This is a genomic window from Arthrobacter sp. NtRootA1 (assembly GCF_019976975.1).
GTDB classification, from domain to species: Bacteria; Actinomycetota; Actinomycetes; order Actinomycetales; family Micrococcaceae; genus Arthrobacter; species Arthrobacter aromaticivorans.
Genome location: NZ_AP024630.1, coordinates 1,697,495 through 1,711,834, shown reverse-complemented (window position 1 = coordinate 1,711,834; position 14,340 = coordinate 1,697,495). Strand labels below are relative to the sequence as shown.

Here is a 14,340-nt window from a genome sequence, read left to right as displayed (position 1 = left end):
CTCCGGAGCAACTTTTCAAACTTACCCGAACAACCAGATCTTTGCAAATCAACGTTTCCGCAATTACCGATCCAGTCCCCGGCCCCACCATCACAGGCACGCTCAAAAGCGGACCATATTCCAGGCTGTTATCAAAGGGGGTCGGCCCCCGCGGTTCCCAGCACCAGGCTGTCTCACTCGCGGCGACTCAGAAGACATTACACGCCCACAAGCCCCGACACAAATCCACCCCCACACCACCCAAAACCCCGCAAACACACGCCAAACACCCCCACCCAAGACCCAAAACCAACCCAAAACCACCAAAACAACTTTCCGTGAAGCCCGTCACACCAACCAAACCCCATCACCCCGCCCGCCAAACACCAAACCCAGCCACCGCCGTCGAACCCTGCCCCCCGCCCCATCCCGACAGAACCTGAGACAACAAACCCCAGAACCCGTCGCGATGTGAGAGAAGGATGCTCGAGAACAACGACGATGTGAGCGAGCAACCGGCCCAAACGCGGCGGGAAGTGAGCGAGCAACTTTCCCCAGCAAATCACCGCTTAAACGCAGAAAAGGCCGGCAACCATAACGGTTGCCGGCCCTTTCAGGTAGAGCGATGATCGGGAAAATTAGGCTGAAACCTCAATGGTCGCCAGGTTCTTCTTGCCGCGTCGAAGGAGCAGGTACCGGCCATGAAGGAGCTCGTCCTGGGCGATGACGGCGTCGGGATCGGACACCTTCGTGTTGTTCACGTAGGCGCCGCCTTCCCCTACGGTGCGGCGTGCTGCCGACTTGCTGTCGGACAAACCGGAGGCAACGAGCAAGTCAATGATTCCGAGACCATCGGCGCCGATTTTCGCTGACGGAAGTTCCGCCGTCGCTGATTCCAGGGTGCGCTCGTCCAGAACGGTGAGGTCGCCGTTGCCGAATAGAGCTGCGGAAGCGGCGATGACCTTTTCGGTTGCGTCGATGCCATGGACCAGTGAGGTGACCTCGAACGCAAGCTTCTTCTGGCCTTCGCGTGCAAAAGGGCGCTCGGCAACAGACTGGCCAAGCTCTTCAATTTCTGCCCGCGACAGGAACGTGAAGACCTTCAGCCGGTCGACAACATCGGCATCGGCCGTGTTCAGCCAGAACTGGTAGAACGCGTACGGACTGCACATTTCGGGGTCCAGCCAAATGGCGTTGCCCTCGCTCTTGCCGAACTTAGTGCCGTCCGAGTTGGTGATGAGAGGCGTACCCAGAGCATGGACGCTCTTGCCCTCCACCTTGCGGATGAGTTCGGTGCCGCTGGTGAGGTTGCCCCACTGGTCCGACCCGCCGGTCTGCAGCGCGCAGCCGTAGTCGCGGAACAGCTGGAGGTAGTCCATGCCCTGCAGGATCTGGTAGCTGAACTCGGTGTAGCTGATGCCCTCGTCGGAGCTCAACCGCGACGCGACAGCATCCTTGCGCAGCATGGTGCCCACCCGGAAGTGCTTGCCGATTTCACGCAGGAAGTCGATGGCGCTCAGCGGGGCAGTCCAGTCCAGGTTGTTGACCATGCGCGCCGCGTTGTCGCCCTCAAAGCTGAGGAAACGGCGAACCTGGCCCTGAAGGTAGCCGACCCACTCCGCAACGGTGTCCTTCGTGTTCAAGGTGCGTTCCGCCGTCGGACGTGGATCGCCGATCAGGCCCGTGGATCCGCCAACCAGGCCGAGCGGCTTGTGGCCGGCCAGCTGCAAGCGACGCATGAGAAGGAGCTGCACCAAGTTGCCCAGGTGAAGCGACGGGGCGGTGGGATCAAAGCCACAGTAATACGTGATCGGGTCCCCGGCGAGCAGCTTTTCCAGTTCCGTTTCATCGGTGGAAACGTGGACAAGGCCGCGCCATTTGAGCTCCTGCCAGATGTTGGCAAAGGCGGGATCGTTGTGCTGGGACTCGATGTTGTTTACGTGTGACACGAGATCTAAGTTAGCAGGATTGTTGAGCCGGCTTTTCCTAGCGTTCGATGCCGGCAGGGAGCGGCGCCGCGGCGATGAGCCTGAGCCGCTGGGTGGGTCGGGTCATAGCAACGTAGAGGTCACCCACCTTGCCGTGCTCATGGTTGAGCATTGCTGCCGGTTCCAGGACGATGACGCCATCAAATTCCAGGCCCTTCGCTTCCTTGGGACTGATGACCACGATGTCCTGCTCGTAGCTTCCGGCTCCAGTGCCGATACGACGGCCATAAATCCCACGAAGTGCCGCAGCCGCCTCGGGCAGCAGCGGCCCGTCGGCAATCACAGCGAGCAAGCCGCCGTCGATCGCTTCGACTTCCTCCGGCAGGACCTCGACCAGGCGCGCAACGATGCCGTCCGCTTCGACTCGGTCCACGATGGGTGACCATTTGCCTTCGCGAACCGCCTTGGGGGCGGAGACCACAAGGCCCGCGCGGTTGGCCATCCGGACAGCGGCCTCCGCGATCTGAGATGGCGTGCGGTAGTTGACGGTGAGTTCTTCAAGCTGCCAGCGGTCACCGAACGACGGCGCCAGCGCGCTTTGCCACGAATTGGCACCAGCCGCGGCACTCGTCTGGGCGATGTCCCCCACGATCGTGAAGGACTTCAGGGGGCAGCGCCGAACGAGGAGCCGCCACTGCATGGCCGAAAGTTCCTGCGCCTCATCAACCACGATGTGGCCGAAAGCCCAAGAACGGTCGCTCGTGGCACGCTCGGCTGCGGTGAGCCGGTTCTCACGTTCCTGGTTCTGGTCTGCCAGTTCTTCGGCGCTTACCAGGACATCCACGCCCATGGCTTCCATGTTGGCCAGGGTCTGCTTGGCGTTGGCGAGATCGCGGGCGCGGTCGGCTTCCTGCTGGGCCAATCCCCTGCCCGCGGCAGGATCCAGCTCACCGAGCAGCTCGGCAGCTTCGTCCAGGAGCGGCACATCCGCCTCGGTCCAGGGAGCATCTGCTGGCCGTTGCAGGAGGGATCGCTGTTCCGGTGTGAGGTGCGGTGTACAGGCTTCGAGGATGGCGGGCTTGCTGAAGAGCTCGGAGATCAGCTTCTCCGGTGTCATCGGCATCCAGCACAGGTTCAATGCGATACGGACGTCCCGGGCAGACCGGACGTCTTCGGCGAGGTAGGCGCGATCGGCGTTATTGCCGATGTTCGATTCCTCGACGAGGTCCGTTAGTTGCTCCGTGAGCTCACGGAGGAGGATCTTGACGAACGTCAGCCGGGCTTCGTTGTGGGGTTTGCCGGTGGCCCGGGCCTTTTCCCGTGCGCGGCGGACCTGGCGGACGGTCAGCGTCAACTTGCGGGAATCCACTTCGAGAATGCGATCTTCTGCTGGGGTACGCTGCCGGTTTGCTACAGCGTTGGCCACCACCGTGGCCATGTCGAGCTTGCCCTTGAGCGCAGCGACGTCAGGATCTTCCTCGGGAACAGCGTGAATTCCGGGCATGAGTCGGCCAAGACTGGCCATGACGACGCCGGTCTCGCCGAGCGAGGGCAGCACACGCTCGATGTAGTGCATAAAGGACGACGACGGTCCCACCAGCAGCACGCCGGCACTCTTGAGGCGATCACGGTGCGTGTAAAGGAGGTAGGCCGCGCGGTGCAGTGCCACTGCGGTCTTACCAGTGCCCGGACCTCCCTGCACAACGAGCGCGCCCGAGATCGAGGACCGGATGATCCTGTCCTGCTCGGACTGGATGGTTCCCACGATGTCCGACATGCGGCCCGTGCGCTTGGAATTCAGGGCCGCAAGGAGTGCGCCCTCGCCTTGCAGGGAATCGTTGTCCGCGAGCATCCCGGCATCCAGGACATCGTCCTCGATCGCCTTCACGTCGCGGCCTTGCAAGATCAGGTGCCGACGGCGGCGCACACCTTGGCGGTCGAACGCGGTGGCCTGGTAGAAGTGGCCGGCTTCGGGGGCGCGCCAGTCAACCATGAGCCGCTGGAGATCGGCCGTAGACAGCCCGATGCGGCCAATGTACTGAGCCTCACCTGAGTCCAGGTCCAGGCGGCCGAAAACCAGACGGTCATCGACGGCGTCGAGCTGGGCAAGGCGGTCCTCGTACAGTGCGGCGAACGCGTCACGTTCCGAAACGTTTTGCATGGTTCCCACTGCACCGGCCTTGCGCACCTGCGCCAGCTGGGCGCGCTTTTCTGCGCGCAGCTCATCGAGCCGGGCGTACAGCCCGGCAACGTATTCCTGCTCGTGGACCAAATCAGCGTCGTGCATCGAACCGTAACCCCTATCGCAAAAGACAGACCTACCATTCTACAGCGATTTTGGTAAACATGTGGGGTGCGGGCCATATCGCGGACCAGCGTCCCAAGTCAGGCCCGGTTGCTCTGTTCAGGCCCGGTTGCGAGGCCGCGCCGCTTTGTACCGTGAAACCGTCGGGTCATCTTCGATCCAGAAACGCCAGGGATAGTCGGTACTTCCACCTGGCCCAGCCACTCCAACCCGCGGTCCGCTGGCCACTGCCGCCGCCGGCGTCCCAGGCAACCACAGGCTGAACGGTGACGCGAGCGCGTCACGGCCGGTGTCCGCCGTCGTAAGTCCCAGTGCCGAGGCGAGCCGCGCCGGTCCACTTGCCAAATCTTTGTGGGCTTTGGAGGCAGGCCTACGTAGGGTGGCGAGCCCCTCCCCTTCGACAATCTCCCCGGCCCGCAGAAGCAACGCCGACGGCGAGCCTCCGGGACCGCAGACGATATTGGCGCAGTAGTGCATTCCGTAAGTGAAGTAGACGTACAGGAACCCCGGCGGTCCGAACATGGGCGCGTTACGGGCAGTTGGTCCGCCGAAAGTGTGCGATCCAGGATCGGGGTGTTCGGAATCGCGGGGGCCCATATACGCCTCCACTTCCGTGAGTCTCACCGCGACAGGTCCAGCCTCGGAGTGGTGGGTGAGCACCGCGCCGAGGATCAGTGGAGCGATGAGACGGGGGTCGCCCTCGAGGAACTTGCGTACTTTTTCGGGATCGGTGACTCCCTTCTCCATGGACGAGCTCATGCCCAGACCCTAGCAAAAATCGTGGAACGGCCATGTCCGATTTCCGCTAGCAGCGGACGTGGACTCCTGACAGGATGAATGTATGGACTTCTGGCAGCGCTACCGGGCAATTGACGCCCGCGACACCCGCTTCGACGGACAATTCTTCACAGCCGTCAGTTCGACGGGTATCTACTGTCGGCCGTCCTGCCCCGCCCGGACGCCGAAGGCCGAGAACGTCACGTTCTACGAGACCTCGGCCGCTGCCCACGAAGCCGGGTACCGCGCTTGCAAGCGATGCCTTCCCGAGGCCGTGCCCGGAACACCGGCCTGGAACATCCGATCTGACGTTGCCGGCCGTGCAATGCGTTTGATCAACGACGGCGTTATCACACGCGAGGGGGTCGACGGCCTGGCGCACCGTCTGGGCTACTCGGCGCGCCAGCTCAACAGGATCCTCAGCCACGAACTCGGCGCCGGTCCCCTCTCGCTGGCGCGGGCAAGCAGGGCCCAGACTGCCAGGACACTGCTGGTCTCCACAGACATGCTCCTCGCCGACGTCGCCTTCGCTTCCGGCTTCAACAGCGTGCGGCAATTCAACGACACCATTGGTGAGGTGTTCGCGATGACGCCGACGGCGTTGCGCGCCACAGGTGCGAGATCGGGAGTTCGCCGGGGTGCTGCCGCGCCGACTGCGCTGACGCTTAATCTGCCTTACCGGGAACCATTTGATCCAGGCATCTTCGACTTCCTGGCAGTCCGTGCGGTGCCGGGAATTGAAGTGGCACGTACGGAGGCCGACGGAACCAGAAGCTACGGCCGAACGCTCCGCCTCCCCCGAAGCACCGCCTCCTTCTTCGTGGTGTACAACCCCTCGACGCCGGGCAAGCCGTTGCAATTGACGGCCACTGCCGTGGACCTGCACGATCTTCCTGCCTTGTTGAGCCGCGTCCGGAGATTATTCGACCTGGACGCGGACCCGCAGGCAATCGACGAAGCCCTCGGCATGGACCCTCGGCTCACGGGTCGCATTAAGACGATTCCCGGAATTCGCGTGCCGGGTGCGGTCGACCCCCAGGAATTACTCATCAGGGCAATGATTGGTCAGCAAATAACAGTTGCTGCTGCTCGAACGGCACTGACTCAGTTGTCCGTCGTTGGCTCCCTCGCGGGGGCGCCTTCGCCCGGGCTGGAACGGCTGTTTCCGACGGCGGCTGAAATCGCCGAACACGGACGCGAGCTGCTGCGGGGACCCCGCCGTCGCATCGAGTCCGTCATTGCTGCGGCCGCAGCTATGGCCACGGGGGCCCTTGAGTTTGGCTATGGCGACGACGTTGCCGCGCTGGAGCGCAAGCTACTGCCGCTGCCAGGAGTTGGGCCATGGACTGTAGGGTACGTCGCCATGCGGGTACTCGGAGCACCGGACGTTTTCCTGGCTAATGACGCGGCAGTTCGCAACGGGTTGAGAGCACTCCCGCCTGGCGCTGACCTCAGCCCTGACTTCGGGGAAGTGAGCCCTTGGCGGTCATACGCCACCATGCACTTGTGGCGGGCGGCAGCAAAGCCCAAAGATTCGTAGCTCCCGTTTCCTCTCGCACATCCCGGCGCCCTTCCGCGATTCCTCTCGCACATCGCGGCGCCTTTTCTCGGTTCCTCTCTCACACCCCAACACCTTTTCGCGATTCCTCTCTCACACCCCAACACCTTTTCGCGATTCCTCTCTCACACCCCCAACGCGGCAGCAAGTGAGAAAGGAACCTGGAAGGGAGTGTCCGTTTAACTGTGGATTCGGGTGCTGGCGTTCATGTGATTCTGCCTTCGAAGGTGATGACCTGGAAAACACCGCGGAAAGTGAGAGAGGAACCGGGAAAACACCGCTGGAAGTGAGAGAGCGTCGCCGAAAACGCTTCAGGATCTGGGAGAACATTTCCATAGGGACAACGACTCGTAGCTCCCTTCCTCTCCTATAACCCGGCTTCCCCCATAACCCCGCGTCGGCTTCAGCCGCGAGCCGACGTCGTACTCTTTCCCTGAAACGTCGGGAAGTGAAAGAAGAACCGGCAAAACGCCGCAGGAAGTGAGAGAAGAACCGGCAAAACAGCGCAGGAAGTGAGAGAGCATCGCCCTAGCGGGCTGCGGGTAGTCCTGCGGGCCATGGGAGTAGGTCGGGCAAGTCGACGCCGTCGGCAGCCGCGGTAGCTCGCAGGCTTCCCAGGCTCGGTTCGCGGCCGGCGAGCCATGCAGCAATATCCGTAAGCATGCCCGTGATGGCAATCGATGTACTGCCGGTGCCAATGACCTGCTGGGGCAGTCCCGTGGGCTGCAAGACAAATTTGTACTTCTCCGGAACGCGCGCTTCGAGGAAAGTGAACAGGTGCTCGCAGAAGGGGCGGCTCCAGGTTTCCGGACCGTAGCCCAAGCCCACGTCCGAAGCGTGGATGGTAAGTTCGCGCCACAGCGCCAGACCGCCGTCGAGGACGGTTCCGTTCCGGTAGCTGATGCGTGCTTCCCAGTCGTCCGGTTCCAAGGCGTCGAACGCGGCGAGTGCGGACTCCAGCGCAGCGGTAACACTTGCCGTGTGCTGCGCGAGGCTGTGCCCGGCGGCCAGCTCGATGGCCTTGTTACGGCCCTCCATGCCGCCGTCGTACAGTTCCACAGCCTCACCGCGCCGAGCGTACTCGAGCTGGCGGGCCATGGCGCGAGAAATCCCGGCAATATGGGCAAGGACGTGGCCACGTGTCCAACCTGGGAGCTCCGACGGTTGGGTCACGGAGGGCTCGTCCAGTTTGGTCAGGATGCGGGTAACGATGTCGGCGGCTTTGTGAAGCTCTTCGGGCAGCGCCCCAGTGGTGATCTGAGTCATAGCGCCATGCTAACGCACCCCTTAAAGCCCTGTGGGACAGCACGTGATGTGCCATCCCACAGGATTGATGGTGCGTTTAGCCGGCGTAGCTGCGCGCTGCGTCCAGTTCTGCCTTGAGCGCCACCAATTGGCGTTCGACGGCGGCCGGTGCAGTTCCGCCCTGCGAGTTGCGGCTGTTGAGCGAACCTTCGGTGCTGAGCACGCTGCGGACCTCGGGAGTCAAGTGCTCCGAGATCGCTGAATACTCTTCATCTGTCAGGTCCCACAGTTCAACGCCACGGCCTTCGGCCTGCTTGACCGCGGCGCCTGAAAGCTCGTGTGCTTCACGGAAGGGAACGCCTTGGCGGACGAGCCACTCTGCGATGTCCGTGGCCAGCGCAAAGCCCTGGGGAGCCAGCGATTCCATGCGCTCGGTGTTGAACTTGAGGGTCGCGATCATGCCGGACACTGCCGGAAGCAGCAGCTCCAAGGTGTCGGCGGCGTCGAAGACCGGTTCCTTGTCCTCCTGCAGATCGCGGTTGTACGCGAGAGGCAGGCCCTTGAGCGTTGCCAGCAGTCCGGTCAGGTTGCCGATGAGGCGTCCTGCCTTGCCGCGCGCGAGCTCTGCAACGTCCGGGTTCTTCTTCTGCGGCATGATCGAGGACCCAGTGGAGTACGAGTCGTGCAGTGTCACGAAGGAGAATTCCTTGGTTGCCCAGAAAATGACTTCCTCGGATATCCGGGAAAGATCAACGCCAATCATGGAGCAGACCCACGCGAACTCGGCGAAGACATCGCGGGAGGCGGTGCCATCGATGGAGTTGTGGACGGCCGAGAAGAAGCCCAAATCGGCTGCCACGGCCTCGGGATCCAGTCCCAACGACGAACCCGCCAGGGCACCCGAACCGTACGGCGAAACTCCCGCACGCTTGTCCCAGTCCTGGAGGCGCTGTACATCACGCAGCAATGCCCACGCGTGGGCAAGGAGGTGATGGCTCAGCAATACCGGCTGGGCGTGCTGCAGGTGCGTCCGGCCAGGCATGGCCACACCTTGGTGTGCCTGGGCCTGGTCCACCAGGGCATCAATGGTGGCAAGGACCCCACTGGCAATGATCCGTGCGTGATCGCGCAGGAACATGCGGCCGAGCGTTGCCACTTGATCGTTGCGGGAACGGCCGGCACGGAGCTTGCCGCCCAACTGTGTTCCGGCACGCTCGATCAGGCCACGTTCCAGCGAACCGTGAACGTCTTCGTCACTCTCTGCTGGCAGGTAGGCGCCGCTGGCAACGTCCTCATCCAGCTGGGTGAGGGCAGCAAGCATGCCTTCAAGTTCGGCGTCGTCCAGCAGTCCGGCCTTGGCCAGCACGCGGGCGTGAGCCTTGGAGCCAGCGATGTCGTAGCGGGCAAGCCGCCAGTCAAAGTGCGTGGACTTGCTCAGTGCGGCCAGCGCATCGGCGGGGCCGCCGGCGAACCGGCCGCCCCACAATGCGCCTTCGTTTGTCGCCGACGTCATTACTCGCCTGCAACCCGGAGGTCGCGGCCCGAGGCAACCTTGGAGGACATGCCCCACAGCTCGATGAAGCCACGCGCCATGGACTGGTCGAAGGTGTCGCCCGTGTCGTAGGTGGCGAGGTCGAAGTCGTAGAGCGAGGTCTCGGAGCGTCGACCGTTGACGATTGCCTGGCCGCCGTGGAGAACCATGCGGATGTCACCGGAGACGTACTTCTGGGTGTCCTCGATGAAGGCGTCCAAGGAACGCTTCAGCGGGGAGAACCACTGTCCGTCGTAAACCAGTTCTGCCCAGCGCTGGCCAACCGTGGCCTTGAAGCGGGCCTGCTCGCGCTCAATGGTGATGTCCTCTAGGTGCTTGTGCGCAGTGATCAGCGCCATGGCACCCGGAGCTTCGTAAATTTCGCGGGACTTGATGCCCACCAGACGGTCCTCGACGACGTCGATGCGGCCAACGCCTTGTGCGCCTGCACGGCGGTTGAGTTCCTGGATGGCCTGCAGCGGGGTGACCTTGACACCGTCGATGGCTACCGGAACGCCAGCCTGGAAGGAAATGGTGACCTCATCCGGAGCCGGCGGGAATTCCGGGGTGGCGGTGTAGTCGTAGATGTCCTTGGTGGGGGCGTTCCAGATGTCCTCGAGGTAGCCGGTCTCGACGGCGCGTCCCCAGACGTTCTGGTCGATCGAGTACGGGTTCTTCTTGGTGGTCTCGATCGGCAGACCCTTTTCCTCGGCGAAGGCGATGGCCTTGTCGCGGGTCAGGGCGAGGTCGCGGACCGGTGCGATGCACTTCAGGTCCGGACCGAGGGTCTGGATGCCAACTTCAAAGCGAACCTGGTCATTGCCCTTGCCCGTGCAGCCGTGAGCGACGGTGGTGGCACCAAATTCGCGGGCAGCCTTCACCAGGTGCTTCACGATCACCGGACGCGAGATAGCCGAAACCAGCGGGTAGTGGCCCTGGTAGAGGGCGTTGGCCTTCAGCGTGGGCATGGCGTATTCGTTGGCGAACTCATCGCGGGCGTCGGCCACGTAAGCCTCGACGGCGCCGCAACCCAGGGCGCGCTGGCGGATGGTCTCCAGGGACTCGCCGCCCTGTCCGACGTCGACGGCCACAGCGATGACCTCGGCGCCGGTGGCTTCACCGATCCAGCCGATGGCTACGGACGTATCAAGGCCACCGGAGTAGGCCAGAACAATGCGCTCAGTCACGAGAGTGCTCCTTTGTTGTTGCTTGGTTCATTTGAAATCAATGCTGTAAAAGTCATGGGCCGCGTCCACGGCGGTTAGTTTCCGGGTCCGGCTTCCTCGGCCAGTTGCAGGAAACGAGCCGCGAGTTCCGCCCCGCCGTCGGGATCCCTGGCAACCAACAGCAGAGTGTCGTCGCCTGCGATCGTACCCAATACCGACGGCATGACGGAGTGGTCGATGGCCAGTGCCAGGAAGTTCGCGGCCCCAGGAGGGGTTCGCAGGACCACAATATTGCCCGATGCCTCCGCGGTAACGAGCAGTTCTCCGCATAGCCGGGAAAGCCGTGCGTCCAGAATTTCCTGAGTGACGCCGCTCTTGGCATTGCGGTCACCGCCCTCCCCCGGAACGGCGTAGACCAGGGCGCCTTCCTTGCCCCGAACCCTTACCGCGCCAAGTTCCACAAGGTCGCGGGACAGCGTGGCTTGGGTGACCTGAACGCCGTCGTCCGCCAGCAGAGCTGCAAGCTCTGCCTGGGAACGCACGGACTCACCCGTCAGGATCGCGGTGATACGCGCCTGACGGGCAGTCTTGGTGGCCGGGCTTGCGCCCGGAACCGACGGATTCGTGGACACTAGAACGTGCTCTCCCCAGTGCCCTCAACTGGAGAAAGACCGTCAACGAATGCCAGGCCGGAGCGGTGCATCAGCCAGGCCATGAGGGCCTTCTGGGCGTGGAGGCGGTTCTCCGCCTCGTCCCAGACGATCGACTGCGGGCCATCAATGACGCCGGCCGAAATCTCATAACCGCGGTAAGCCGGGAGGCAGTGAAGCACCACGGCGTCGGGCGCGGCCTGTGCCATGGCGGCCTCGTCCACGGAGTAGTCGCGGAACAACTGCATCCGGGCTTCCTTCTCGGCTTCCTGGCCCATGGACACCCAGGTATCCGTGGCCACGACGTCGGCGCCCTTGAGGGCCTCGGCCGCGTCGCTGGTGATCAGCACCGAGCCGCGGGTCTCAGCGGCGCGCTCTTCTGCAGCGGCGACGATGTCGGCTGCCGGCAGGTAGCCTTCGGGGCCGGAAATGCGGACGTGCATCCCTGCGGTCACGCCGGCAAGCAGGTAGGAGTTGGCCATGTTGTTGGCGGCGTCACCGAGGTAGGCCATGGTCAATCCGGCCAGCTCGCCCTTGTGTTCCTTGACCGTCAGGAGGTCGGCCAGGAGCTGGCAGGGGTGGTAATCGTCGCACAGGGCGTTGATGACGGGCACTTTGGAGTTTTCGGCCATGGCCACCAGACCGGAGTGGGCCCCGGTACGCCACACGATGGTGGAGACCATGCGCTCCAATACCTTGGCAGTGTCCTCCACGGATTCCTTGTGGCCGATCTGCGCTTCACCGGGATTGATGATGAGCGCGTTGCCGCCCATGTCGGCAATGCCGGTGGCGAAGGAAACACGGGTGCGGGTGGAGGTCTTGTCGAAGATGACAGCCACGGTCTTGCGGCCGTTGCCTTCGGCGGCAAAGGGTTGGACGCTGTACGGCGCCGCCTTCATGCGGACAGCCAGTTCAAGGACCTCAGCCTGCTCAGCAGGGCTCAGGTCGGTGTCCTTCAGGAAGTGCCGGGTGCTGGTGGAAGTTGTCACTGTGCGTCCTTAGCGGTGGTGGCGGTAGCCGTTGCGATCAAGGAAGGGAGGGCGGCAAGGAACCGGTCAGCCTGTTCGGTGGTCAGGATGAGTGGTGGTGCCAGACGGATGGTCCGCGGGCCGGGGCTGTTGATGATGAACCCGGCGTCCAAAGCGGCCGTGACCATTGCCGGGGCAATGTCGGCTGTCAGGTCGATGCCTATCAGCAAGCCCTCTCCGCGGACTTCGGCAACACCTTCGACGGCGGAAATTCCGGCACGCAGGTACTCCCCCACAGACTGCACGTTCTGCAGCACGCCCTGGCTCTCGATGGCGTGCAGCGTGGCAAGGGCAGCAGCCGTGGCCACCGGGTTTCCGCCGAAAGTGGTTCCGTGCTGCCCGGCGGTGAGCAGGGCCGACGTCGCACTTCCAAACGTGAGGAGGGCTCCTATCGGGAAGCCGCCACCCAGGCCCTTGGCGAGGGTAATGGCGTCCGGAACAATTCCGGCGTCCTCGCTGGCCAGCCACTTGCCGGTGCGGCCGATGCCGGTCTGGACCTCGTCCAAAATCAACAGGGCGCCAGCCGCCGTGGTGGCTTCGCGGGCTGCCTGCAGGTATTCGGCGCTCAGCGGCCGGACGCCCGCTTCACCTTGGATTGGTTCCAGGAAGACGGCTGCTGTGGATTCGTCGACGGCGGAGCGCAGCGCTTCAATGTCACCGAACGGGATATGGACCACGCCGCCGGGCAGGGGCTCGAACGGTGCCCGGTAGGCTTCCTTGGCCGTGAGCGCGAGGGCGCCCATGGTGCGGCCATGGAAAGCGCCTTCAAGGGCGATGATCTTGGTGCGTTTGGCGTCGCTGTTCCGGCGGGCCAGCTTGAACGCTGCCTCGTTGGCTTCCGTGCCGGAGTTGGCAAAGAAAACCTTGGAACCCGCGGGAGCATTGGTGATGGCCAGGAGCTTTTCGGCCAACGCGATCTGCGTGGGGCTCGTGAAGAAGTTGGAGACGTGTCCCAGCGTGGCGAGCTGGCTGGAGATCACCGAGGTGACGAAGGGGTGGGCGTGGCCCAGCGCGTTCACGGCGATGCCACCGAGGAGATCCAGGTATTCCTTGCCGTCGGCGTCCCACACGAGGCACCCCGCGCCGCGGACCAGGACCCGCAGTGGGGTGCCGAAGACACCCATCAACGACGAGTTGTAGCGGGCCAGCCAGTCGGCGCCTGAGCTGTGGCCGGTGATGGCGTCTGCCGGGGTTTCCACCAGTTCTGCTTCGTTAGCGGTCATGCGGTCACTTCCTCGTCAGGAACAACCTGCGTGCCAATGCCCGCGGTCGTAAAGGTTTCCAGCAGCATTGAATGCGGCAGCCGGCCATCCACGATGTGCGCGCGTTCCACGCCTTCGTCGATAGCCTTCAGGCACGCAGCCATCTTGGGGATCATGCCCGACTCGAGCCTGGGCAGCATTTCGCGGAGTTCGGTCGCCGTCAGCGATGAGATCAATGACGATTTGTCCGGCCAGTTCGCATAGAGGCCCTCGACGTCGGTCAGGATGACGAGTTTCGTAGCGCCCAGCGCCGATGCAACAGCTGCGGCCGCTGTGTCCGCGTTGACGTTCAGGACCTGGCCGGTAGTGGGACCGGAACCGTTGCCGTCGTCGAGGATTTCCGGGGCGACCGTCGAGATCACAGGGATGCGGCCGGCGTCGAGGATGTCCTTGATCCCGGCGGGGTCCACGCCTACAACTTCGCCCACTAGGCCGAGGTCGACTTCCTCGCCGTCCACCACCGTGCCCGTGCGGACTGCGCGCAACAGGCCGCCATCCTCGCCGGACATACCAACAGCGTACGGACCATGGGAATTGATCAAGCCCACCAGTTCGCGTCCCACCTGACCGGTGAGGACCATGCGCACCACGTCCATGGCTTCCGGAGTGGTGACGCGCAGTCCACCCTTGAACTCGGACTCGATGCCAAGCCTGCCCAGCATGGAGTTGATCTGGGGGCCGCCGCCGTGGACCACCACAGGGTGGATGCCCACGTGGTGGAGGAACACGATGTCCTCGGCGAAGGCACGGCGGAGATCATCGTTGACCATGGCATTGCCGCCGTATTTGATGACCATCGTGGTTCCGGCGAAGCGCTGGATCCAGGGCAGGGCCTCGATGAGGGTTCCCGCTTTGTCCTGGGCGTCAGACATGGATGTGGTTTCCCGGGTGTGCGCAGTCATAGTCATCCG

The 14,340-nt window shown here is 63.5% G+C and carries 11 protein-coding genes; 1 reads left to right on the top strand and 10 read right to left on the bottom strand.

The features are described 5' to 3' along the window. Positions 1-617: 617 nt before the first annotated feature. From tyrS to LDN90_RS07860, 3 genes are all read right to left on the bottom strand, one after another. Positions 618-1,928 carry a tyrosine--tRNA ligase gene (gene tyrS, locus LDN90_RS07870; protein ID WP_223948588.1) on the bottom strand — a complete coding sequence of 437 codons (1,311 nt, stop codon included), beginning with the start codon at positions 1,926-1,928 and terminating at the stop codon, positions 618-620. A gap of 37 nt (positions 1,929-1,965) precedes the next feature. Beyond that, a complete protein-coding gene (locus LDN90_RS07865; protein WP_216925216.1) occupies positions 1,966-4,194 on the bottom strand; it encodes an AAA family ATPase in 2,229 nt (742 codons plus the stop codon). A 117-nt stretch (positions 4,195-4,311) separates the two neighbouring features. Further along, positions 4,312-4,959 (bottom strand): DNA-3-methyladenine glycosylase, encoded by a 648-nt coding sequence (locus LDN90_RS07860; protein WP_223949267.1) that lies wholly within the window; start codon positions 4,957-4,959, stop codon positions 4,312-4,314. A 94-nt stretch (positions 4,960-5,053) separates the two neighbouring features. Between LDN90_RS07860 and LDN90_RS07855 the strand changes: the two genes are divergently transcribed. Beyond that, on the top strand, positions 5,054-6,529 hold the full coding sequence (locus LDN90_RS07855) for an AlkA N-terminal domain-containing protein (RefSeq protein ID WP_223948587.1): 1,476 nt from the start codon (positions 5,054-5,056) through the stop codon (positions 6,527-6,529). A 546-nt stretch (positions 6,530-7,075) separates the two neighbouring features. On the opposite strand, the gene LDN90_RS07850 is transcribed toward LDN90_RS07855, so the two are convergent. From LDN90_RS07850 to argB, 7 genes are all read right to left on the bottom strand, one after another. Continuing rightward, a complete protein-coding gene (locus tag LDN90_RS07850; RefSeq protein ID WP_223948586.1) occupies positions 7,076-7,813 on the bottom strand; it encodes a maleylpyruvate isomerase family mycothiol-dependent enzyme in 738 nt (245 codons plus the stop codon). A gap of 76 nt (positions 7,814-7,889) precedes the next feature. After that, positions 7,890-9,305, bottom strand: coding sequence for an argininosuccinate lyase (gene argH, locus LDN90_RS07845; RefSeq protein WP_223948585.1), 1,416 nt, complete (start codon positions 9,303-9,305; stop codon positions 7,890-7,892). Further along, a complete protein-coding gene (locus tag LDN90_RS07840; RefSeq protein WP_211711897.1) occupies positions 9,305-10,510 on the bottom strand; it encodes an argininosuccinate synthase in 1,206 nt (401 codons plus the stop codon). The genes argH and LDN90_RS07840 overlap by 1 nt, the downstream gene beginning before the upstream one ends. Positions 10,511-10,584: 74 nt before the next feature. Next, the gene (locus LDN90_RS07835) at positions 10,585-11,121 is read right to left on the bottom strand and encodes an arginine repressor (RefSeq protein ID WP_216925220.1); all 537 of its coding nucleotides are present in this window, start codon (positions 11,119-11,121) and stop codon (positions 10,585-10,587) included. Then, positions 11,121-12,128: an ornithine carbamoyltransferase gene (argF, locus tag LDN90_RS07830; protein WP_216925221.1), complete on the bottom strand. Its 1,008-nt coding sequence runs from the start codon at positions 12,126-12,128 to the stop codon at positions 11,121-11,123. Before argF ends, LDN90_RS07835 begins: the two co-directional genes overlap by 1 nt. Further along, positions 12,125-13,390, bottom strand: a complete 1,266-nt coding sequence (locus LDN90_RS07825; RefSeq protein WP_223948584.1) for an acetylornithine transaminase — start codon at positions 13,388-13,390, stop codon at positions 12,125-12,127. The genes argF and LDN90_RS07825 overlap by 4 nt, the downstream gene beginning before the upstream one ends. Further along, positions 13,387-14,331 (bottom strand): acetylglutamate kinase, encoded by a 945-nt coding sequence (gene argB / locus LDN90_RS07820; protein WP_223948583.1) that lies wholly within the window; start codon positions 14,329-14,331, stop codon positions 13,387-13,389. Before argB ends, LDN90_RS07825 begins: the two co-directional genes overlap by 4 nt. Positions 14,332-14,340 lie beyond the last annotated feature (9 nt).